Here is a 22218-nt window from a genome sequence, read left to right as displayed (position 1 = left end):
GCTTGGTCATCCGCTCACCGCGAATGGATTCCGCTATCCGTGGTGGCGAAGCGCGTCGGTCGGTCGCATTTGCGATGCTCGCCAAATTGGCAACGACGCTCCGAGTATTCCAATCCCCAAACCAACCACGATGCCCCGCAGCCAAACGTTGGCCGCCATGGTCGGTTGCAACATTCCTGCTGTGGCGTCGCTAGTCGCCAACAATTGCAACAACAGCGCCGCCCCAATCCCGCCAATCAGCGAGGCCAACAAAGCGAGTATCACCGACTCGCAAAGAATTACTCCCGCGATTCGCTTGGCCGGCCAGCCGATGGCACGCAGGATGCCGATCTCACCGGTCCGTTCCAAAACGCTCATCATCATCGTGTTCAACGTGCCGATCGCGCCGACCAACAATGCGATGGTGGACGTCATCCATGCCATCGCGCCGGCCAACTGCATCCGCGTGTCCGAGCGTACAAATTCGTCCGTCGCCAACGGCAACAGTTTCGCGTCGACTTGTTGGATCCTGTGAACCACCGACTGCACCTGAGAGGCATCGATGCTTTCGTTGACCAACACGTTGATGTAGGTGATCTGCCCATCACGGCCAGTCAATTGTTGCAGTTGTGAGAGCGGAAGAATCATCGACCCGTTTTCCCAAACGCTGCCACTCTGAAAGACTCCCGCCACCAAGTACGGTTCATCGAACAAGGCCAACGTTTCTCCCATCGAGACATCCAATCGTTTCGCAAGATTTTCGCCAAGGAAAACCTCGCCGGCATGTTTCGCTTCTCCATCATGTTCGCCTGCCGTCGCGGAGACGTCGATCTGCTCCCGATCTGGCATCGCATAGTCCGTGAACAACCAAGAGTCGGTCCGCATTCCCATCGCGGGGATGCCGTAAACCTGTTGTTCCTCCGCCGACAGTGTCTCCAGCAAAACCCCGGCCGCATGGGCGACTCCTTCGACCGAAGTGACCTGAGCGACATAGCTCTCTTCCAAAGAACTGCTCAACCGGTCCGCGGAACCTTCTCTGGATACCACCACATCCACTCGGTGGGATTCATAAACGCCGCGAAACGATTCCGTGAAACCTTCGGCGACGCCGGACAGAGCCATCACCGAACCGATCGCGGTGGCCAACGCCATCAACGTCAATCCCGTGCGCAGCGGTCGCCGCATCAGGCCCTTCAGTACGAATCCGAAGTAAGTCAAAGAATTCCCCAGAAATGATTTCGTTGCGCCGCGGTTTGGCTGGCAAGTCGCCGCGCGGCAACGCCGACCGTTGGCGAGCCGAACAGCCGAGTCTTCCACGGGGAATGCGTTTCACGGTCGGACATATCGACTGCTGAATGGATGACGTCGAATGGGTGGCAATTTCGGTTCACTGAGAACCCCGGCGACGGGACCAAACGGTCAATCTGACAGCCGCCCAAAATCGCACGTTTCATTTGGTAAAAGGTACCACCCCACCAGGAGATCCGAAAACCCAACGCGAATTGAGCTATCGTAGTGACGACGGCTTTCGTCCCCTCCCCACTTCCCACCTCATTTCCCCCTCAAGAGATTCGATGCCGAGTTTCACACCCCGCCGCCAGTCGCTGTTGTTTGCCTTCACGCCACCCGCCAGTCCATCCAATGGGAAGGCATACGCCTTTCAACTTCCCACGATTGCGTTTCTGACGGCGACGATGCTCTTCCCTTCCATCGTCAACGCTCAAACCAAGAAATCAGCCGAAAAAGGCGGCAACGCCGAACGATTTCAGATCACCGCACGGGCCTCCGAAATCGATCCGCGTGTCAAAGCGTATCCCGAGATCAACTTTTTGATCGACGACGCCAAAGGAAAGCCTGCCGATCAACAACAAGCAATGTTCAACCCCAACGTGCCAGCCCGAGGCCAATTGGTGATTTGGTTGATGGGGCACAACTCGCGGTTGTTCGATCGCTTGGGCGACTACGGATTGCACGCCATTCGCGTCCACTACGCCAACAAGTGGTTCAGCATTTGTTGTCAGCAAAAACCTGTGCCGGCGACCTGTCGTGGCGACCTCCGTTTGGAAGCAGCCACGGGAGAGGACTTCAGTGACGAGGTCGACCTGGCCAAACCAGACGGGATGGCGGAACGAGCGTTTCAATTTGTCCGTTGGCTTGCAAAGAAGAACTCGCCCGGAAACTGGGAACAATTCCTGAACGCGGAAGGAACCGATCTGAATTGGGACAAAGTCATCGTGGCCGGTAGCTCACATGGTTCCACCACAGCCTCCCGATTTGCCAAGCATCAACGCGTGGCTCGGGTGGTTGCCCTCTGCGGTCCTCGTGACCAATACCAAAGCTGGCAATCGCTTCCATCCGCCACTCCTGCCAACCGCTACTTTGCGTTCTCTCATGTGCTCGACGGAGGCTGGGTCGACGACCATTACTGTCGAAGTTGGGAGATGTTGGGTTTGAACGAGTTTGGCCCCATCGTCAACGTCGACGAGGTCTCGCCGCCCTACAAAAACACACGGCGTTTGATCACGGATTTTGACGTCAACGGGGATGCTCGTCGGGCTCACAGCAGCGTCCAGCCCGGTGGTTCGGCCTACAAAGATCCGAAAACGGGAGAATTCAAACACGAAGCGGTTTGGCGATATCTGTTCACCCATCCGGTCGACGAGGTCGGGACACCATCCCCCCGAGACCCCGATTGCCTGCACGACCAGAAGCAATGAGCGCAAGCAATCCGCTCGTGCCCTGGTGGTAATCGTTCGGCGACCGCATTAACCGATCCGATCCGATGCTTTCGAAACTAAACGTTCGAACTCAATCGCTGGTACAGCTCGATGTGACGCTGGACCATCTTCTGTAAAGTGAATTCGGACTGGATACGATCCCGAGCGCTCGACGCAACCCGTCCAGCGTTTTCGGGGTCATTGAAAGCCGCCATGCTCAATCGCACGAGCGCGGCTTCGTCACCCACCGGAAACAACCATCCCGTTTCTCCATCAGAAACTAAATCTTGGTTCCCCGGGATGTCCGATGCGATCACCGGCACGTTTGCCAGCATCGCTTCGATCACTGCATTGCTTTGCCCTTCGTACTCACTGGCATTCCAAAATTGATCGGCGTGCGACAGTAGCTCCGCAATGTCGTCTCGCTGGCCCGCAAATCGAACGTGCATCGGTGCTGACACGGCGTCGCGGTGGCGGACCAGCTCATCTCGCTGTGGTCCATCCCCAAACACGACCAAGGTTGTGTCGCCACGCGCGGTGGCCAGCAACTCGCCCGCCCAGATCAGATCTCGAATTCGTTTCTGCGGCCACAATCGGCCGACCGCGAAAATCAGCTTGCGGCCTTCAGGAATTTCGAGTCGCTGATACACCTCGGCTCGGTCAATTTGAACAGAGTCTGCCGGTGGCAACTCCACTCCGTTGGGAATGACGACGAACTTCTCTGGATCCAATCCATTGGCAACGTAGAAGTCTTTCACACCCGAACTGTTGGTCGTGATCGCGTTGCTCCAACGTTGCAAACGTCGATCGATTCGAAAATGCCAAGCCGTTTTCCATGGATCCACGCACCGCTCGCTGGCGATGATCACCGGAACGCCAGCCCATTTTGCCGCGACGCGACCGAAACTGTTGGCGGCGAATAGCCAAGTGTGCACAACCTCGGGTGCAAACTCGGTGAGCGTTGCTTTCAGACGTGCGAGTGCCGTCGGATCTAATTTGAATCGTTTGCCAATTAAAATCACTGGCACGCCGGCACGTCGCAACCCCTCGCTGCGAGGTCCGTCGCGCGTCAGCAAGATCACTCGCACGTCATGCCCGGCTTCCTTCAAACCGATCGCCAGCAGCACCACCTGTTTTTCAGCTCCACCACGATCCATGGTGGGTATGACCAAAGCAATCTTCATGAGGCTTTCGAGTGGGGGCCGGTGGAATCAATTCCAGGCTGAAACAAAGATCTCCAAAACGCCAATTCGCGATCCATTGGATGCCGACCAGCCAAGTCCTTTGCCAACTCCATCGCGTGCTGCTTCGCCGCATCCATGTCTTCCCAAATGGAACGAAATGCCTTGCGAAGCGTACTGGGTTTAGCCGGATCGTACCAAGCCAAGGACTGCAAAATTGTCTCATCAAACAAAGCGTTCAAGTAGTCCTCCGACGCCGAGCGCCGAGCGACAATGACCGGCAGCGCCGCCGTGAGAGCGGAAGGGAATGCGGAGCGAAGCTGCGAATCTTCGTTCAACACCACCGCATCGCTCGCCTGCCAGACTTCCGTCATATCCGAAAACGACCCCGGCAACGCGACGACGCTGCGAACCCCTTCGGCTCTCAGTTCAGAATGTGCCCAATCGCGAAGCTTGCCATCGCCCAGAATCCAAATGCGAAGATCAGGTTCTCTTGCAGCAAGAAACCGAGCACTCTGCACCAATGCTCCCAAGCCGCTTTCGGAGGTCGCTCGCCCGGTCATGGGTCCGCACCAGAGCAGTACCTTGGAATCAAAATCCGTCGCCAGATCCAGATTGATTGCCTGCAAGCTTCGCCTCGCCAACAAACGCTGATCGTCACTGACGGACTTGGGGCGTTCAAATCCAAACGGTCGTCGTTGCAACAAATCCGCTTTCACCCCATGAGAAACCAAGAAGCGATCTGTCTTTGCATGCTCCGTCACGACGCGATCCAGCGAATTGCACGCTTGCAGCACGCGACGTCCGCTACGCGTATCAAGACACCAACGCTCGTCAGAGTCCTCGCCCCAGCCGCCGCAAATAGCCATGCCCAATGGCACTCGTGCTGCCAACGATCCTCGACCGGAGGAAATTGTCTCTACGTCATGTTCATCGCCCCCGACCGAATGGATGGCGTTCGCAACCGCCCGACACTCCTCACGGACTTGATGACAAACGATGGCATCCAAGCGTGGAGCCTGCTCCACCAACCAATTGCCCAGATGGCGGATGTATCGCTGCGTCGACCAATCGCCGCGGGGTGCCGCCGCGATTCGGTGGACCTTGACATTGCCCAACGTGATTTCGGTTGGCCACCCGTTTCCATGGCGCGTCGTGACCACCTCCACCTGCATTCCCCAATCCGCCCATTGCTGGGAAAGCTGCATGGCAGCCGCCGCCGATTCATGTCGCCCCGAGCAATGCGGCCAAAAGTGCCGAGCGACCAACATCACTCGAGTCATGGTCACTGGCGTGCAGTCGCTTCAATCTCATCTGGTTCCAAGACACCGATGAATGGCAGATTGCGATACATATCGAGGTAGTCCAAACCGTAACCCACCACAAATTCATCCGGAATTTCAAACGCGACAAAATCCGGTCTTGGTCCGATTTGCTCAGGACGCTGCTTTCGCAACAAGACCGCTGTCGAAACGCTGGACGCCCCCATCTCCGTGATCGCTTCGCTCAATTTGGTCAGCGTTGCCCCCGTGTCGTAGATGTCGTCGACCAACAACACGTCGCGCTGCTGAACATCAATCAGCATCTTCGAATCGATTTCCAATTTGCCGGCCTGCGTCCCGCCTCGGTAGCTCGACGCGTGAATCACACCGACTCGCTGAGGCATCGACAACCGTCGAATCAGGTCGGCGAAGAGCACTAGGGATCCGGTCATGACCGCGACCACCGTGATCGGTTTTTCTCCGTAGTGAGAATCGATTTCGTGGGCGAGCTTTGAAACTCCGTCATCGAGCTGGGATTCGTCAATCAGCGTTCGCATGGCGGGTCAATGAATCAATGAGAGGGAGAAATCGAATGTTGCCAAAAGGGTAAGCACACGAGAATGCCCACCGATCACAACGAAGCCCCAAACCGAAAGATAGGCAAACCCGGTCGTATTTGCCGATCGAGTTGCCCATGAGGCGACGGGAACCTCCACCGATGATTGGACCGGGAAGGTCCGAATGAATGGATTGGGCTGTCTTCGTCGGCCGCCCATTTTGCCTTATCAACGGTGGATCGAATAGACACATGACGCCTTCGCAAAAATTGGCTCGGGCTCGCCACTGCTTTCAAGCGTGGTTGAAACAGGAAAACGACACGGAAATCCGTGAAACGATCCAAATTCGCCCCGAAACGGATGCGGCACCGTGGAGCGAATCCGTCTTCATCTGCGACGGATTTTATCGAGGACGCCGATTCCGAACCGAAAACGCCTCCGCGATTTGGTTCACCGAAGAAGACGAACTGAAGATCCAAAATGCCGAAGGTTCCGTCGTCGCGACGCTGTCATCGTCGGACATGGAGGCTCAGTTCCAAACTTCGCATTCCGACTCGCAAACCGGCACGCAAACCGAGTCGCCGACACCACTTCGCCGCGCGGCTTGATTCACGCCGCTCGTCGAATCGAATTACACTATCGCGTCCCCTCTGGAGTCTTCTCATCCGGTGTGACGCGTCGCAGTGAGCAGCATGTGGTTCGTGGAAGCTTGCTATTGGCTTCGTGTTCCGGCCCGCGTGACGCAGATGGGACTTGGCTCACGACCGCCCCCATCCCACTCGACTCGGCTAGCTGTGCTGAAAACAATCTTATTGACCGCGACGTTCTTGCTTGTTTGTGCCACGCAAGGATTCTGCCAACAAACGGTTCTCTCGGACGAAACGGTCAGATTTGTTCCACTGAACGTCGATTACCCGGTTTCTCTGATGGAGATGTCGGACGAGGGTGACTGGTTGTATCTGTCACACACCGGCGACAACATGGTTTCGGTGTATGACGTTGCGGCCGGACAGGTTGAATCCACGATCGACACCCCGTCGCCGCGATCGGTGCTGGCTCGCGGCAACACGGTTGCGGTGGCGAATGAAGTGGCGGGCAACATTCACGTCTTCGTGAGGCGAGGGGCTGAGTGGAACGCGACGAAAGTCATTCCGCTACCCAAGAAGGGCATCAAGTACATGTCCGCCCCTCGCGGAAAGGCATTTCGGGACTTCGTCTTTGTCACCTGTCACGGAGAAGGCGGTTCAGCATCCTATCAAGACACGGTCAATTACGTTGTGAACCTGAACAGTGGCGCGTTCCAGCAGTTCCTGGAAGCCTCTTTGGTCACAGCCAGCCATGACGGCCAGTTTCTGCTCACGCAGCAGTCGTTCAACTTGAGTCCCGGCGGAGGCATCTCCGTGTATAGCGGCCAGAATCTGCTTCAAGCGGGTCGCAACGCCCGCAAGCTGTTTGGTGGTGGCACGTCGAGTACTCCTTTCATTTACCAGGTCAATGCGGGCGGCTACTGGATGGGCGGGAACATAGTGTTCGGTGGAACCCCGCTGATGCCGATCGGCGATGAACTTGGCGAGCTGGTCATTCCCGATGTGTCTCAGAAACTGGTCTACGCATTGAACGGGGACATGATCACCGCTCACGCACTCAAGGGCACTGTTCAATCACTCACCGGACGAAGAGCCGAATTCCCACAGGATTTTCGTGAGGCCGATGATTTGTTCAATCGCTGGCGAAGTCGCAGTTACCGGCTGGATCATCCTTTCGCGAAAACGATTGGCAACGAACTTCACTTGTTCATGCGTCCCGCCGGCGCCAGCGTCGTGCTGACGGCTCGCACGAAAGCGTTCGTCCCAACCAGCACGCCTTCCGTTCGAGAAAAGCCAACAGCCTCAACGCCGGAACGCCCGGCAAAAAGCATTGCCGTCGCCGAACGCACTTGGACCAGTGCCAAAGGACAATTCTCGGTCCGTGCCAAAATGGTCGGAGTCGAAGACGGCAAGGTTCAATTGCTTCGCGAAGACGGAAAAGAACTTTCGGTCCCGCTGGACAAACTCAGCGTCAAAGATCGCGAATTTGTCCGAGAATGGCAGGAAACGGAGATCGAAGAGAACCCATTCGAATAGCGAAGGACGTCAACCGAGCCGACTCGTTCGTCAGGACTCCAAAAACTCCAACCGCTTTTCCAACGCCTCGAGCTTCGCGGTCACGGAATCCAATCGATCTTGGATCTTTTCGATGCGGTCATCGTTGGCCGCCTTGGCCTTGGGTGTTTCGGACGAACTCGCGGGGCTGGAACCGGTGCTCGCCGCATCCTGCTTTTGAATTTTGTCCACCAAGTACAACCGTTCCTGTGGCGTGTACAAACAGTGGGCAAAGGTTTGACCGCGACCGGGCGGCGTCAACGATTCAACCAATCCCTTTTCGATCAACTCGTCCAGCTCTGTCTTCAGCGTCTCCAAATCATCGAACTTGTGCATGCGCGATGCCCGCGAACGCAATTCGCCCGCCGTTTGAGGTCCCCTCAACATCAATTCGGTCATGATCGCCGCGCCGGGACTGTCCACCCCAAGCCACTCGTACGCAGCGTGTCGATACTTGGTGACCCGGCCGTTGCCCTGAACTTCGCGTGCTGCTCCCGCCGACCGCAACTCATCGATCGCGGACAGCGCGTCGGATTCATCCACCTGCATCTGCGGCGAACGATTCGATTTTTGGTTGCAGCCGGTAATCAATCCCGCCAGTGACAACGGATAACCGTCCGGAGTGGTTTTCGCCTTTTCGACCAACACACCCAAACACCTTCGCGCGATGGCCGACAAAGGCTGTGGGGAGGCGGATTCGTTTTCGTCATTGGGCTGATTCATTGCATCTCCTTCTTGTTGCAGACCGATCCAATTCATTCACGTGGGATTCACCGCGAGACAGATGTGAGCGGTTGATCCGGTGGGGATAGCCACGAATTCGCAAACCATGCTTCATCGCGGCGACGGGAACGTTGCATGGTAACTTTTCCGCGACTTCTTGGCAGCAACGTTCATTTTCCGCGAGTCACTCTCTCGTTGCTGGGCTCTAAACCGTATCATCATGCGTTGGGTCGGCCGGCATTTGCGACGTCCCATGTGAAATTGCGTTTAAGAACTAGTGTGGGCGGAGCCGCAAACGGTGAACACATTTCAAATCATTCTTCTGGTCCTCGTCGCTCTTCTGACAGTCGCGATTGGCTTGGCGGTCTTCGCTCCACGACTTTTCGTTCGCGGTCTATTTCGGCCGGTTCTGGCAATACTGTATCGCAAACGTGTTGTCGGATTGGAGAACCTTCCCGCGGAAGGTGGCTGTCTGTTGGTCAGCAATCACGTGTCTTGGATCGATGGAATCTTGATCCTTTGGGCCCTGCCACGAAACGTTCGCTTCGTGGTCGATGGTGGCAATTTCACCAGCAAGATCGTTGGCTACCTGGGCAGAGCCTTCGACACCATCTTCATGATGGGCGGCCCCAAATCGATTGGCCGAGCCATTCGGGACGCTCGCGAAGGACTGAACAACGGCGACGTGATTGGGCTATTCCCCGAAGGCACCATCACGCGAACCGGTCAGTTGCAAGCCTTCCGCCCCGGCATGGGCAAGATGCTGAAAAACACCGACGCAAAAATTTTGCCGGTTCACTTGGAGGGCATGTGGGGAAGCGTTTTCAGTTTCTCCGGCGGCAAATACTTCTGGAAATGGCCGAACAAATTTCGCCGCACCATTACCTTGTATGTCGGTGAACCTTTGCCAGTCGACACGCCGATCTCCACCGTTCGCTGTCGTGTGCAAGCTCTCGGCTCAAAAGCTCAGATCGATCACCGCCGCGAATTTCCAGTCTTGGCACGCCAAGTCCTGCGTGCTTGGCGCCGGCGTGGCGGACGTTTGCAAGCCGCGGACACGCTGGGAACGGAAGCTTCCGGACGTACACTCTTGATCCGAACGCTCGCGTTGCGTCGGTGCTTGCGTCGTGAAGTGTTCTCGAACGAAGAACAATTTGTCGGCGTTTTGCTTCCACCCAGCGTCGGTGCGGTCGCGGTCAATGTTGCTCTGGCCGCTGATCGCCGCGTGAGTGCCAACCTGAACTACACGGTCAGCAGCGACGTGATGAATCACTGCATCAATGATCTCGGCATTCAGCACGTGCTGACCAGCGATCGCTTCATGGAGAAACTGGACATTGAATTGGATGCGGAAGTCGTTTCTCTCGATAAGCTCAAAGAAAAAGTCAGCTTGGCGGATAAGGTAATCGCCTTTTTACAAGCAACGGTTGTCCCCAAATCCATTTTGGAATGGATGCTCGGGCTTCACAAAGTCAAGAGCGATGACCTGCTGACAGTCATCTTCACCAGCGGTTCCACCGGCATGCCCAAAGGCGTGCAGCTTTCCAACGCCAACGTCAGTCACAATGTCGACGCGGTGAACCGAGCCATACGCCTCAACTCAGAAGACGTTGTGATTGGCATCCTGCCATTCTTTCATTCCTTCGGTTACTCGGTCACTTTGTGGGCTGCACAGACTCTCGGGCCCGCGGGTGTCTATCACTTCAACCCGCTGGATTCCAAACAGATTGGCAAGCTGGCTGAGAAGTACAAAGCCACCGTGTTGCTGGGAACACCGACGTTCATGCGAGGCTACTTGCGCCGCATCACGCCTGAACAATTCAAAACCCTGGATGTCGCGGTGGTGGGTGCCGAAAAAATGCCCGCGGACCTTTTCGATGCCTTCGAAAAACGTTTTGGTGTCCGCCCGGTGGAAGGCTACGGAACCACGGAGATGAGTCCCTTGGTCAGCGTGAACATTCCTCCCTCGCGTTCCGCTGCCAAGCATCAACCCGATCGAATGGAAGGCAGCGTCGGTCGACCGCTACCAGGCATCTCCGCCAAGATCGTGTCGCCGGATGACGGCACGGAACTTCAAGCGGGCGAGGACGGCATGTTGCTCGTCACCGGTCCCAACGTGATGCGCGGCTATGCAAACCGCGAAGAACAAACTCGCGAAGCAGTGATCGACGGATGGTATAGCACCGGGGACATCGCTCACATTGATGATAATGGATTCTTGCATATCACCGGTCGCCTCAGCCGATTCTCAAAGATCGGTGGCGAGATGGTACCGCACGTTCGCATTGAGGAAGAACTGGGCAAATTGCTCAGTGAAGGTGATGACGATGATCAACTTCGAGTCTGCGTGACCGCTGTGCCTTGTGAACGCAAAGGCGAACGCATCATCGTGTTGCATCTGCCAACCGAGCAAACCCCCGAAACACTTCGCGAAGGTTTGAAGGAAGCCGGTTTGCCGAATCTCTTCATTCCATCGGCCGACAGCTTTTACGAAGTGGAACAAATTCCGCTTCTCGGTACCGGCAAGCTCGATTTGAAGGGTTCCAAAGACTTGGCCCAAGAACTCACGCTCGCGAAATGCTGACCGTAGGTCCGGTTCCACCGGACAACAACGATTGCAAACGTCAACGTTCTGCAGAACGACCGCTCAATCTTCCTGAGCGACTGGCGAACTCAAATCGATCGCCTCGAAACGCCCCCGGTAAAGCATTCGCTCCCACCAACGCGCTTTCCTCAACGACGGATCATCCGCGTCGACCAAATGTCGCTTCCCGCGGCGAGTACACAGCTTCAGCTTGTTGTCCGAAGCAACCTCTTCCACCACCCAGTACTTTTCGACAACGTAACGATAGGTGTTGCCTTTCCCGGCGGCGTGCACATCCGAGGCTCGCGGACCAGGAGAGACACTGCTCTTCTGCTTCCGATAGATCACCCAATCGTTTCGTTGATAGCTTTGAGCAGTCAAGGCGGTACCTGAAGGGAGGAAGTCATGCGCAATGGCCGCCAGAATCATTGCATTTTTGAATCGATGGCACAATCGGACCATCGCTCTTCATGAGATCTGCATCAGTTAAAAACGATTCACATCGGGATGACCATTGGGTTCACCCACCCCGACTCACCTCAAACGCAAAAAAGAAACGCTCCGCACAAAACTTGCACAGAGCGTTCAATCAATTCGTCTGGAAGTGCAACGAGTCACTTCGCTCCAAACTGAAACACTGTCGTCGTGTCGTACTTCTCATCCGCCTCTAAGATCGCGGATGGAAACGACGGTTGGTTGGGACTGTCGGGGAAGTGCTGGGTCTCCAGGCAAAATCCACCGCGATGCACGTAAGGACGGCCTGACTTTCCGATCAATCGTCCATCCAAAAAGTTGCCACAGTAGAACTGAATGCCCGGCTCGGTCGTTCGAATCTCAAGCGTCCGTCCCGTCGTCGGTTCGAAAACCCGAGCAGCAACGACCATTTTGTTTTCGTCCGGTTGTTCCAAGACGAAGTTGTGGTCGTAGCCCAAACCGTACTTCAGTTGCTCGTTCTCAACCGCAATGTCCTTTCCGATGGCTTTCGCGGATCGAAAGTCAAACGGGGTGCCTTCGACCGGACGCAACTCGCCGGTCGGAATGAGCGTTTCGTCCACCGGTGTGAATTTCGATGCATTCAACATCAACTGATGATCCAGAATGTCACCGCTGCCTTCACCGGCAAGATTGAAATAGGTGTGCTGGGTCAGGTTGACGGGAGTCGCTTTGTCGGTGGTGGCTTCGTATCGCACGATCAATTCATTGGCGTCCGTCCATTGATAGGTCACCTCGACGTTTAGATTTCCGGGATAACCCTCCTCTCCGTCTTTGGCGAGGTAAGCGAGTTTCAGGGCCGGATGGCCATCGACCATGACTGGCGTTGCCTCCCAGACAACCTTGTCAAATCCAATCACTCCACCATGCAAATGGTTGGGCCCGTTGTTGGTTGCCAACGAATACGTTTCGCCGCCCAACTGAAATTGCCCCTTCGCGATGCGATTTCCGTAGCGTCCCACGATCGCACCAAAGTACGGCTTGTCGACAGCGTTGATGTACTTTTCCACGGAGTCGTAACCCAGAGCAACATCCGCCAAGTTCCCATCGCGGTCGGGCACAACAATCGAGGTCACGATTGCGCCGTAGTTGGTGATCTTTACCTTCGCGCCCGATGCGTTTTCCAGCGTGTAAAGCTGAATTGTATCGAAGTCCTCAACCTGCATTTGGTCCTGCCCGTGTGATGGACCGCCAAAACACATCACGACCAAAGCGACCGCGGCGACAAAACGAGTGAAAGAACGTGTCATCAAAAACTCCAAGAAGCTAAACCGCGAAGAAGGCGTAAACGCCCAAGCACAACAAGACTAAAAAACCACCGACGTAGGGTGCGGGCTTCCAGGGCGTCAGATCAACCAACTTCGCATCGCGTTGTTGGTAAGGCTCATCCCGACGAATTCCCATCGCGACCATCGCCAACTGAAGCAGCACCAAGAACAGAAACACCGCCCCCATGTAGTGGAAACCGTTTTTGAAAGTGGAGTTGAGCCATCCGTCGTCTCCTCCGCCGAAGAACGTCCCAATCACCATCAACACGAGCCCCACGACGAGCGCCGTCATCGCGGAACGACCATCTGCGGTTCGATGAAACAACCCCAACAGAATCACCGAAGCGAGAGGGATGAAGTACACGCCATTGAGCCCCTGGAAGAAGCTGAACACTCCGGCTTGACCATAAAAGACCAGCGGAGCGGCGATCACAGCCAAGACAGCCACGATGAAACTGCAAAGCTGCCCCGAGAAACGAACTTGCTTCGTGGTCGCATCCGGCCGGATGTATTGCTTGTAAACATCCAGCGAAAACAAAGTGGCCGCGGAATTCAACACTGAATTGAATGTCGACAAGATCGAACCAATCACGACGGCTGCAAAGAAACCCAACAACCATTCCGGAAGCACCCGCGCCACCAACGAGCCGTAAGCGCGACTCGAATCCCATTCTCCTTCGGCCGTCTTTCCGACCGACTCCACCATTTGCGTGTCTTGGACGGTGATGACCAAGTAAGCCGCCGCGATGCCAGGCAACACCAAAATCAACGGGGCAAGAATTTTGAAGAACGCGGCCAACAGGACGCCTTTTTGTCCTTCGGCCAAGTTCTTCGCTCCGAACGTGCGTTGAATGATCTGCTGGTTGGTCGTCCAGTAGAAAAAGTTCAGCAGCAGGACTCCGGTGAACAAGGTCGGCCAGTGAGTGGACTCATCCGCCTTGCCCAGCGAATGAAACGCATCCGGGTCCGCTTCATGGATTTTTTGCAGGGCTGCTCCAAATCCGCCGTCGGCCCCCGCGATGACCTGCAGAGAATAGTAGGTGATCATCAAACCGCCGACCAACAATCCGGCACCGTTAAAGGTGTCCGACACCGCAATGGCTCGCAAACCACCGAAGATGGCGTAGGCACCACCAAGCGAAGCGATGAACACGAGCAGAATCCAGATCATCGTGTAGTCCGACACGCCGAACCGCGTGTTCAATGACAGCATCCCGTTCAGACCGTTCGCACCTAGAAACAAGACGAACGGCAACAAAATCAGCATGTAGGCGACGATAAAAATGCCAGCGGTCAACGCTCGAACACCGCGACCGTAGCGTTCTTCGAGAAACTGAGGAATCGTCGCGATGCCGGACTTCAGATATCGCGGCAAGAAAACCAATGCGAGGACGACCAGCGAAATGCCCGCCACCACCTCCCAACACATCACGGACAAACCGTCGCGGAAGGAGTCTCCGTTGAGCCCCACCAACTGCTCGGTGGAGAGATTGGTCAGCAACAACGACCCCGCAATGAAGACGCCGGTCAACGATCGACCGGCTAAGAAATAACCCTCATCCGTATCCACGTCGCTCCCGCGTGTCTTCCACCAGGTCAGAAACGCCACCAATCCGGTGAAAAACAGAAAGGAAACAAACGTGGTTGTATTCATGGACGTCCTCGGGGGGCTGCATCATGCAAGGGTTTTCTGCCAAGTGACATACCATACAGCGTCAATAGAGCAATCACAGCCTGCAAGCAGAATTTTCTTCCGTTCAACGCACCTTGATGGCACCGATCGCTCCCTCGAACATTACCCGCTGAGTTCCCGAAGATCAAAAACTGCCGGCAACAGAAGACAAACTAAGATATTTTGCCTAGAGGATTCACTCGAACAAAGCGGGGCATTTCCATCGATTGCCCATGCGCCTCGCTGGCAAATGCCTATCGCCAACTCCACGAATTTCGCAAAATGGCCCCAACGGGCCTCTCCCCTCCGTTTGGTAGCAGGTAGAAACTACCGGCGGCCCTATCGCAATGAGTGCTTGGCCCGACAGTTCATCCATCCCCGCATCCGAGACAGCAGTGGCCAACAAATCCGAGGGCAAATCAACCGACGAAAAGCCAAGCAAGGGAAATCGCGAACAAATCCAAGTGAACCCGAAGGTTTTCAACGGGGACACTCAGATTGAGGTGGACGGGATCACGGTCGATCTCCGGAATCGATACCTGGCTGCTCTGCTGGCGTGGCTCGTTCCGGGCGCGGGGCATTTCTATCAAGGACGCCATACCAAAGGCACGCTGTTTGTCATCAGTGTTCTGTCCATTTGGATGCTCGGATTCGCTCTGGGCGGATTCCACGTCGTGTATGCGTCGTGGTACCCCGGCGACAAACGCTGGCACTACGTCCTGCAGGCTGGTGTTGGATCCGCAGCATTGCCCGCTTTGGTGCAAGGCAATCGCATGCGTTTGGCCACGGATGAGCGTGGCCGGACTCGAAGCGACTATGAACCCTTGTGGAACGGGTTCATGGCACCGCCCCATCGCCCCGTTTTGGAATCCGAAGCGGACGAAGTGGCAGCTTGGTACGCCCGCCGCGGATCGGGTTACGAAATGGGAACCTGGTACACCATGATCGCGGGACTACTGAATTTCTTAGTCGTGTATGACGCTTTTGGTGGGCCGTTAGCGGTGCCAATCAGCGGACGTAAGAAACGGAAATCAGATTCATCGGACTCCTCGTCCGACACGGGCGAGGCTTCCGCATTTGCAGATGCCGTATAACCCAATCACACTTCTCAGACTTTTCTCGACGACCAGCGGTCGTCTCTCTTCTCTTCTATTGCTGACTTTTCTGTCGAAGGACGAGCGTTGAACAAACCTACTCGCTCCAAACCCCACGTTGCCTTGATGGTCGAAACCGCGACCGTCTACGGACGTGAAGTGCTATCCGGAATCATGCGTTTCATGCGAACGCAAGAAGATTGGTCCGTCTTTTTGGAACAGCGCGACCTGCAAACCGCTCCGCCGTCTTGGCTGAACGAATGGCAGGGCGACGGCATCATCTCCCGCGGATCGACCGACGAGATGATCGAAGCCGCCAAACGACGCAATATCCCCGTCGTCGAACTGAACGACCGCAGCGAAGTCGACATCGCTCATGTCCGTAGCGACGACGCTCAAATCGGCGAGATGGCCGCTCGGCATTTGATGGAACGTGGCTTCCAACATTTTGGTTTTTGCGGTTTTGAACACGAAGCTTGGTCCCAACGACGCGAAGAAGCCTTTGCTCGCATGGTTCAGCAAGAAGGCTGCCACTGCGACTCGTTCAATTCGCCTTGGATGAATCTGGCTCGTCCTTGGGAAGAAGACCAGCAAGCCATCTCGGATTGGCTGCAATCGCTTCCCAAGCCCTGCGGCATCTTCACCAGCAACGATCTGCGTGGGCAACATGTCCTGGGTGTCTGCTCGACACTGGAACTGACCGTCCCCGAAGAAGTCGCGGTGATTGGCGTCGACAATGACGAATTGCTCTGCCAATTCTGTCAGCCCCCACTTTCCAGCGTCATTCCGAACGCGGAAGCCGTTGGTTTTCTGGCGGCCGAACGCTTGTCTCGGTGGATGAAAGGGGAATCGCACAACGAAACACAGCAAGTCGTCGCGCCGACCGGCGTGGCCACTCGTTTGTCGTCCGATGTTGTCGCGATCGATCACCCGGAAGTTGCTGCGGCACTCGCCTACATCCGCCAACACGCGTGCGAAGGCCTGACGGTCGACGAAGTCCTGCAAAACGTCGCTGTCAGTCGCAGCACGTTGGAACGCCAACTGCGTCGCTATCTAGGACGCACACCGCAGCAGGAAATTCGCAACGTGCAGCTCAAACGAGTTCGCGAATTGCTGGTCACCACGGAAATGGCGGCCGAGCAGATCGCTTACCGAGCCGGTTTTGATCATCCGGAGTACATGCACTACGTCTTCAAGCGAGACCTCGGGATGACCCCCGGCCAATACCGTCAAAGCGTCCGAGGCCAAGACGGTTGATCAGTCATTCGGCGGGACATAGTCGGGCGATTTGTTTTGCCACTTTCGCCAACGGCCCCACCGAAGAAATCGATGCTGTCGAGTTCGCATCGATTTTTTGTATTGATTAGACGGGTCGCACCGGATTTTCCGATCGCTGGCGAGGGCGTTCCGTCCGGCCGCTCCTCCACTTAGGCCTGCGGCGAGCCCGCATCGACAGTTCGCAAGCAAATCGCGATGGCGCGAGCCAAAAATTTTGTACCTGGGCCCGTGGCGAGTATACTGAGACCGCCTTGTCGCACCCCGCTCGCCACCGGTCCAGCCTCATTTCCAGGTTGAATCGGGGCACGTCGGGAACGAGCCTGCCGCACGTGGTGGCTTACGCCTCCCAATCGCCATCTCGTAACGAAGCCTCGTTCTTTCCTTCTCCCAGCACACTGATTCTCAGGATGTCGACCGTGAATCGCCACACCTCACGCCGCTCTTTGCTCAACTCCTTCGGGAAAACGACCCTCGCCTGCTTGGCCGCCGCCGCAATCGCGTCGACTGGCACGCTGGCCTCCAACCAAGCCCACGCGGGCGGGGAAGAGGTCTTGGTCGATGGTCTTTTCGATGCGATGGAAGCTGGCGCGGTCGAAGCCAAATTCATCCCTCAATCTTCTGCGAAAGCCAACTTGCTGGTCAAAAACTTGACTGACAAACCGTTGCACATTCGCGTTCCCGCTGCCTTCGCCGGAGTTCCCGTTCTCGCCCAAGGAATGATGGGTGGCATGGGAGGAATGGGCGGCGGTATGGGAGGTATGGGTGGCGGCATGGGAGGTATGGGCGGCGGAATGGGTGGCGGTGGCCAAGCCATGGGCGGCGGCGGAGGAATGGGCGGCGGCATGGGTGGCATGGGAGGAATGGGCGGCGGCATGGGTGGCATGGGCGGAGGCATGGGAGGATTCATGCGTGTCGCTCCTGGTCGCACATCCAAAATGGCCCTGAACACCGTTTGCCTGGAGCACGGCAAACCAGAACCCAATGCCAAAATGCAATACGCAATCGTCCCGCTCGAGAAAGTCTCCAAGGACCCTGCTGTGGCAGCCCTCTGCGAAGCACTGGGTAACGGCGCGGTGGCACAGAACACCGCTCAAGCCGCGACGTGGCACCTGACCGACGACATGTCATGGGAAGAGCTGGCCGCGAAAAATCGCAAAGAAAGCAAGTACACCGGCAACATCCCGTACTTCACGGCATTCGAAATTCGAGCTGCCGCCAACGTGGTCGGCGAAGTCAAACGAGTCGCCGCGGCTTACCAGGACCAACTGGAAACCAACGAGAAAACCAAAGGCGGTTTGACCTTGGACAACAGCTACGGCAGCTGAGCGAATTCGCTCCGCCTGAAAAACAAAAATCCCTGCGATGGCCGGTGGCGATCGCAGGGATTTTTTGTTGTCACTCGGCTGTCGCGTTTCGTGACTTCGATATCAACGCGACATGAAATCAGTCGTCATCTGTCGCAGTGACAGCTTCGGTCTTGCCGGCCTTCAGACGCAGAAACGCATCGAAGAAACCTTGCAGCTCGCTACCATCCAGCACGCTGTTGAAGTTTCCAACGTAGTGCCCCGTCCGAGCGTCTTTGACTCGTTGGTCAGGGTGCAGGAAGTAATTGCGAATTTGGCTTCCGAAACCAGTTCTCGCCTGGGTTTCGTACTTCTTCGCCTCTTCCGCCTCCCGACGTTCCTCTTCGACGCGAGCCAACTTGGCACGCAACATCTTCCATGCCGTGTCCCGGTTCTGGTGCTGACTGCGTTGGTTTTGGCACTGCACCACGGTGTTGGTTGGAATGTGCGTCAAGCGAATCGCACTGTCCGTTTTGTTGACGTGCTGTCCGCCGGCTCCACTGGCGCGATAGGTGTCTTCGCGAACGTCTTTCTTCTCGATGTTCACCTCAATCGAATCATCGATCTCGGGTGAGACACTGACCGCCGCGAAACTGGTTTGACGCTTGCTTTCGCTGTTGAACGGGCTGATCCGAACCAAGCGGTGCATGCCTTCCTCGCCTTTAAGATATCCATACGCCATGGGCCCGCGAACGGCAATCGAGGCATGGTTGATCCCGGCCTCTTCATTCTCCTGACGGTCGAGCAATTCGATTTTGTATTCGTGCCCCACCGCCCATGCGGAGTACATCCGCAGCAGCATGTCCGCCCAATCGTTGGCATCCGTCCCGCCGTCGCGAGCGTTGATGGTCACAATGGCTCCGGCCCCGTCGTTGGGCCCGTTCAGCAGCGCCTTCAACTCCAACTCATCCAACACCTCTTCCAGTCGATCGATCTCGGCCCGAACCTCTTCGACGATGGACTCGTCTTCTTCCGCCATCTCAAAGAGGGCTTCCAAATCTCCCGCCGAGGCTTCAAGCTCGTTCAAAGGGGTCACAATCCCCTTCAAACCCTTGAGAGTCATCACCACTTTCTGAGCTGCTTCGCTGTCGTTCCAGAAATCCGGCGCGGCCATTTGAGCCTCAATCGCCTTGATTTCATCGTTCTTGCCAGCGTGGTCAAAGAGAGTCCTGCAGTTGGACCAGGCGGCTGCGGATCGCTTGGCTACGTTGTGTCAATTCAGCGTCCATGACGAATTTGTCCTCTCGGATATGATGGTGAATCGGCTCGACCTTGCACGGCGTGTGCGGGCGACCCTTCATTGTTTCAGAAGAAATTGGATTCTACATGTCTCGCGTGGTTCTCGCGATGAGTGGCGGCGTCGATTCCAGCGTGGCGGCCCACCTGCTGCTACAAGCTGGTCATGAAGTGATCGGCGTGTTCATGCGACACGGCGAAGCCTCCGCGGCCGCATGCCGAATTGACTCGGACGAACCGCGAAATGCGAACCCGCTGAACTTGCCGGTCCTCGCCGGATCCCCGGACGGCAAACGGGCCGATCACAAACAAGGCTGCTGCAGCGCCACCGATGCGGCGGATGCCCGACGCGTCGCCATGTCGATGGGTATCCCGTTCTACTCGCTGGACCTGCAAGAAGACTTTCGTCGGATCGTCGACTACTTCGTGGACGATTACTTGTCCGCCCGCACGCCCAACCCATGCGTCAAATGCAATCACTGGATCAAATTTGGACGGTTGTTTGACTACGCCGACGGAGTCGACGCTGAATTTGTGGCCACGGGCCACTACGCGCGCATGGTCAGGAACCACGACACCCAAATCAATGAACTGCATCGCGGATTGGATGGTCACAAGGACCAGTCCTACGCGTTGTTCGGCATTGGCCGTGAACGCTTGTCACGAATGATGCTCCCCGTGGGCGACTACACCAAACCAGAAATTCGCGATTTGGCGACTTCGCTCGGCCTCGGTGTCTCAGACAAAAAAGACAGCCAGGAAATTTGCTTCGTCACGCAAGGGCATCACAGCGACTTCGTCAAAGCCCGACGTCCCGAAATGGTGGGCGCCACCGCCGGCCAAATCGTGACCACCGCGGGAAAAGTCGTTGGTGAACACAAAGGCTTCGAGGCCTTTACGATTGGACAACGTAAGAAGCTCGGAGTAGCACTTGGCGAACCACACTTCGTGATTCGGATCGAGCCCGATACCAAACGTGTCGTGATCGGTTCGGCCGAGGAACTCCTACGGCCCGGACTGATCGCCGATCAGTGCAATTGGTTGATCGATCCCCGAGACATTCCGCCGTCGCGAAAAGTGGGCGTTCAAATACGTTACAACGGGCAACCGCATCTGGGGCAGATCCAGATCAACGAGGAATCACCGACGCGAATGAAGGTTCTGTTTGACGAACCACAGTCCGCCGTGGCACCGGGGCAAGCCGCGGTGGTATACGACGGCGAGCGTGTCCTCGGCGGTGGATGGATCACGCAAGCCTTGGAAGCCGAAACTACGCGATGATCTCGTCGACAACTCGGCCGTGGACATCCGTCAAACGGAAATCGCGGCCGGCGTATCGATAGGTCAAACGTTTGTGGTCATACCCCATCAATCGCAGGATGGTCGCGTGCAGGTCATGAACGTGCACACGGTTTTCGACTGCTTTGAATCCCAGTTCGTCTGTCGCCCCCACACGCGTTCCTGCGTTGACGCCGCCACCCGCCATCCACATGGTGAAACCGTAGTGGTTGTGGTCGCGACCATTCATCTTGCCTTGGTTGGCGCCCTCTTTGGGCATTTCCACAACCGGCGTGCGACCGAATTCTCCGCCCCAAACCACAAGGGTTTCGTCCAACAAACCGGTGCGTTTTAAATCGGCAAGCAACGCGCCGATGGCTTGATCAACGCCCTTCGCCACACGGCGGTGGGCTTTGTCCAGATCGTCGTGGCTGTCCCAAGGTTGCCCCGCACCGGTGTAGAGCTGCACAAACCGCACACCGCGCTCAACCAAACGACGAGCGATCAATGCTTGGCGAGCGAAATTGCCATCGCCGTACATCTGGAGTGTCTCTTGCGTTTCTCTCGAAACATCAAACGCCTCGGACGCCTCGCTCTGCATTCGATAGGCAAGCTCAAACGATTCGATCCGAGATTCCAATTGAGGATCGTTCCCTCGAGCTTCCGCGTGGGCTTGGTTCATGCGTGCCAACAAGTCCAACTGTTCACGCTGGTTCGCCGGATGCACGGACCGCGGGCGAATGTTTTCGATCAATCGCTCGACGGTTGCAAAGCTGCTGTCGATGTAAGTGCCTTGATACTTGCCCGGTAGAAAACCGTTTTGCCAGTTCTGCGATTCTTTGATCGGATAACCACCTGGGCACATCGCGATGAACGATGGCAAATTCTCATTGTCAGTTCCCAATCCGTAGGTCAACCAGGAACCCATCGCCGGTCGAATCAATCGAGCCTCACCGCAATTCATCAACAACAGCGACGGCTCATGATTGGGGACATCGGCGTACATACTGTTGATCACGCACAGATCATCCGCGTGCTTGGCCGTGTTGGCGAACAGCTCGCTCACCTCCAAACCGCAGTCGCCGTATCGGTCCCATTTGTACGGCGAACGCATCACGTTGCCGGTGGGACGTTCCGTTTTCAGATTGCCCATCGGAGCCGTCTTGCCGTCAAACTCCTCCAAGGCCGGCTTCCGATCAAATGAGTCGACCTGGCTGGGACCACCGTTCATGAACAGATGGATCACTCGCTTGGCCTTCGCAGGAAAATGAGGCACCACTTCCCCATTGAATCCGGCAAGCTGGGCGGCATCACCGGGCGTGATGATGGCTTCACTGCCCATCGCGTTTCCCGATCGCCACATCGTGTCAGCCAGCGCCAGCGAGCCCATGCCCAGACCGCAACGCTTCAGTG

18 protein-coding genes are annotated in these 22218 nt (G+C 56.4%); 8 read left to right on the top strand and 10 right to left on the bottom strand.

Going from position 1 to position 22218, the window contains the following annotated elements; translation table 11 throughout:
* Positions 1–33: 33 nt before the first annotated feature.
* Positions 34–1197: an ABC transporter permease gene (locus LOC70_RS18505; RefSeq protein ID WP_315857318.1), complete on the bottom strand. Its 1164-nt coding sequence runs from the start codon at positions 1195–1197 to the stop codon at positions 34–36.
* 476 nt (positions 1198–1673) lie between these two features.
* Between LOC70_RS18505 and LOC70_RS18500 the strand changes: the two genes are divergently transcribed.
* Complete coding sequence (locus tag LOC70_RS18500) at positions 1674–2696, top strand: alpha/beta fold hydrolase (RefSeq protein ID WP_315857317.1); 1023 nt, start codon at positions 1674–1676, stop codon at positions 2694–2696.
* A 77-nt stretch (positions 2697–2773) separates the two neighbouring features.
* Here LOC70_RS18500 and LOC70_RS18495 read toward each other — a convergent pair whose 3' ends face one another.
* From LOC70_RS18495 to hpt, 3 genes are read right to left on the bottom strand one after another with little or no spacing between them, the layout of a single operon-like run.
* Entirely contained in the window at positions 2774–3880 is a 1107-nt protein-coding gene (locus tag LOC70_RS18495; protein ID WP_230255466.1) for a glycosyltransferase family 4 protein, read from the bottom strand.
* Positions 3877–5160: a glycosyltransferase gene (locus LOC70_RS18490; protein ID WP_230255465.1), complete on the bottom strand. Its 1284-nt coding sequence runs from the start codon at positions 5158–5160 to the stop codon at positions 3877–3879. Before LOC70_RS18490 ends, LOC70_RS18495 begins: the two co-directional genes overlap by 4 nt.
* Before the next feature lie 2 nt (positions 5161–5162).
* Positions 5163–5696, bottom strand: a complete 534-nt coding sequence (gene hpt, locus LOC70_RS18485) for a hypoxanthine phosphoribosyltransferase (RefSeq protein ID WP_230255464.1) — start codon at positions 5694–5696, stop codon at positions 5163–5165.
* Between the two features lie 251 nt (positions 5697–5947).
* On the opposite strand from hpt, the gene LOC70_RS18480 reads away from it, so the two are divergent.
* Both LOC70_RS18480 and LOC70_RS18475 read left to right on the top strand, forming a co-directional pair.
* Positions 5948–6304 (top strand): hypothetical protein, encoded by a 357-nt coding sequence (locus LOC70_RS18480; protein WP_230255463.1) that lies wholly within the window; start codon positions 5948–5950, stop codon positions 6302–6304.
* Between the two features lie 186 nt (positions 6305–6490).
* On the top strand, positions 6491–7819 hold the full coding sequence (locus LOC70_RS18475; RefSeq protein WP_230255462.1) for an SHD1 domain-containing protein: 1329 nt from the start codon (positions 6491–6493) through the stop codon (positions 7817–7819).
* Between the two features lie 30 nt (positions 7820–7849).
* Here the strand turns inward: LOC70_RS18475 and LOC70_RS18470 are convergent, their stop codons facing one another.
* Complete coding sequence (locus tag LOC70_RS18470) at positions 7850–8596, bottom strand: YceH family protein (protein ID WP_230255461.1); 747 nt, start codon at positions 8594–8596, stop codon at positions 7850–7852.
* Between the two features lie 262 nt (positions 8597–8858).
* On the opposite strand from LOC70_RS18470, the gene LOC70_RS18465 reads away from it, so the two are divergent.
* A complete protein-coding gene (locus LOC70_RS18465; RefSeq protein ID WP_230255460.1) occupies positions 8859–11144 on the top strand; it encodes an AMP-binding protein in 2286 nt (761 codons plus the stop codon).
* A gap of 63 nt (positions 11145–11207) precedes the next feature.
* Here the strand turns inward: LOC70_RS18465 and LOC70_RS18460 are convergent, their stop codons facing one another.
* The 3 genes from LOC70_RS18460 to LOC70_RS18450 all read right to left on the bottom strand — a co-directional run bounded on the left by LOC70_RS18460 (position 11208) and on the right by LOC70_RS18450 (position 14558).
* Complete coding sequence (locus LOC70_RS18460) at positions 11208–11573, bottom strand: hypothetical protein (protein ID WP_390889056.1); 366 nt, start codon at positions 11571–11573, stop codon at positions 11208–11210.
* 185 nt (positions 11574–11758) lie between these two features.
* Positions 11759–12838: an aldose epimerase family protein gene (locus tag LOC70_RS18455; RefSeq protein ID WP_230256194.1), complete on the bottom strand. Its 1080-nt coding sequence runs from the start codon at positions 12836–12838 to the stop codon at positions 11759–11761.
* A gap of 64 nt (positions 12839–12902) precedes the next feature.
* The gene (locus LOC70_RS18450; protein WP_230255458.1) at positions 12903–14558 is read right to left on the bottom strand and encodes a solute:sodium symporter family transporter; all 1656 of its coding nucleotides are present in this window, start codon (positions 14556–14558) and stop codon (positions 12903–12905) included.
* 365 nt (positions 14559–14923) lie between these two features.
* Between LOC70_RS18450 and LOC70_RS18445 the strand changes: the two genes are divergently transcribed.
* The 3 genes from LOC70_RS18445 (at position 14924) to LOC70_RS18435 (ending at position 18273) form a co-directional block, all read left to right on the top strand.
* Entirely contained in the window at positions 14924–15670 is a 747-nt protein-coding gene (locus LOC70_RS18445) for a DUF6677 family protein (RefSeq protein ID WP_230255457.1), read from the top strand.
* 87 nt (positions 15671–15757) lie between these two features.
* Positions 15758–16927: a XylR family transcriptional regulator gene (locus tag LOC70_RS18440; protein ID WP_306796791.1), complete on the top strand. Its 1170-nt coding sequence runs from the start codon at positions 15758–15760 to the stop codon at positions 16925–16927.
* 428 nt (positions 16928–17355) lie between these two features.
* Positions 17356–18273, top strand: coding sequence for a hypothetical protein (locus tag LOC70_RS18435; RefSeq protein ID WP_230255456.1), 918 nt, complete (start codon positions 17356–17358; stop codon positions 18271–18273).
* 118 nt (positions 18274–18391) lie between these two features.
* Here the strand turns inward: LOC70_RS18435 and prfB are convergent.
* A protein-coding gene (prfB, locus tag LOC70_RS18430) for a peptide chain release factor 2 (protein ID WP_368861035.1) occupies positions 18392–19520 on the bottom strand; the annotation gives its coding sequence in 2 pieces (ribosomal slippage) (positions 18392–19450 and positions 19452–19520; 1128 coding nt in all).
* 97 nt (positions 19521–19617) lie between these two features.
* Between prfB and mnmA the strand changes: the two genes are divergently transcribed.
* The gene (gene mnmA / locus LOC70_RS18425; protein ID WP_230255455.1) at positions 19618–20808 is read left to right on the top strand and encodes a tRNA 2-thiouridine(34) synthase MnmA; all 1191 of its coding nucleotides are present in this window, start codon (positions 19618–19620) and stop codon (positions 20806–20808) included.
* Here the strand turns inward: mnmA and LOC70_RS18420 are convergent.
* The gene (locus tag LOC70_RS18420) at positions 20798–22147 is read right to left on the bottom strand and encodes a DUF1501 domain-containing protein (protein WP_390889087.1); all 1350 of its coding nucleotides are present in this window, start codon (positions 22145–22147) and stop codon (positions 20798–20800) included. The two genes, mnmA and LOC70_RS18420, sit on opposite strands and share 11 nt — an antisense overlap.
* Positions 22148–22218: the final 71 nt, after the last annotated feature.

The sequence above is a fragment of the Rhodopirellula halodulae genome (assembly GCF_020966775.1).
Lineage (GTDB): Bacteria > Planctomycetota > Planctomycetia > Pirellulales > Pirellulaceae > Rhodopirellula > Rhodopirellula halodulae.
This window is presented reverse-complemented; position numbering and strand designations above follow the sequence as displayed.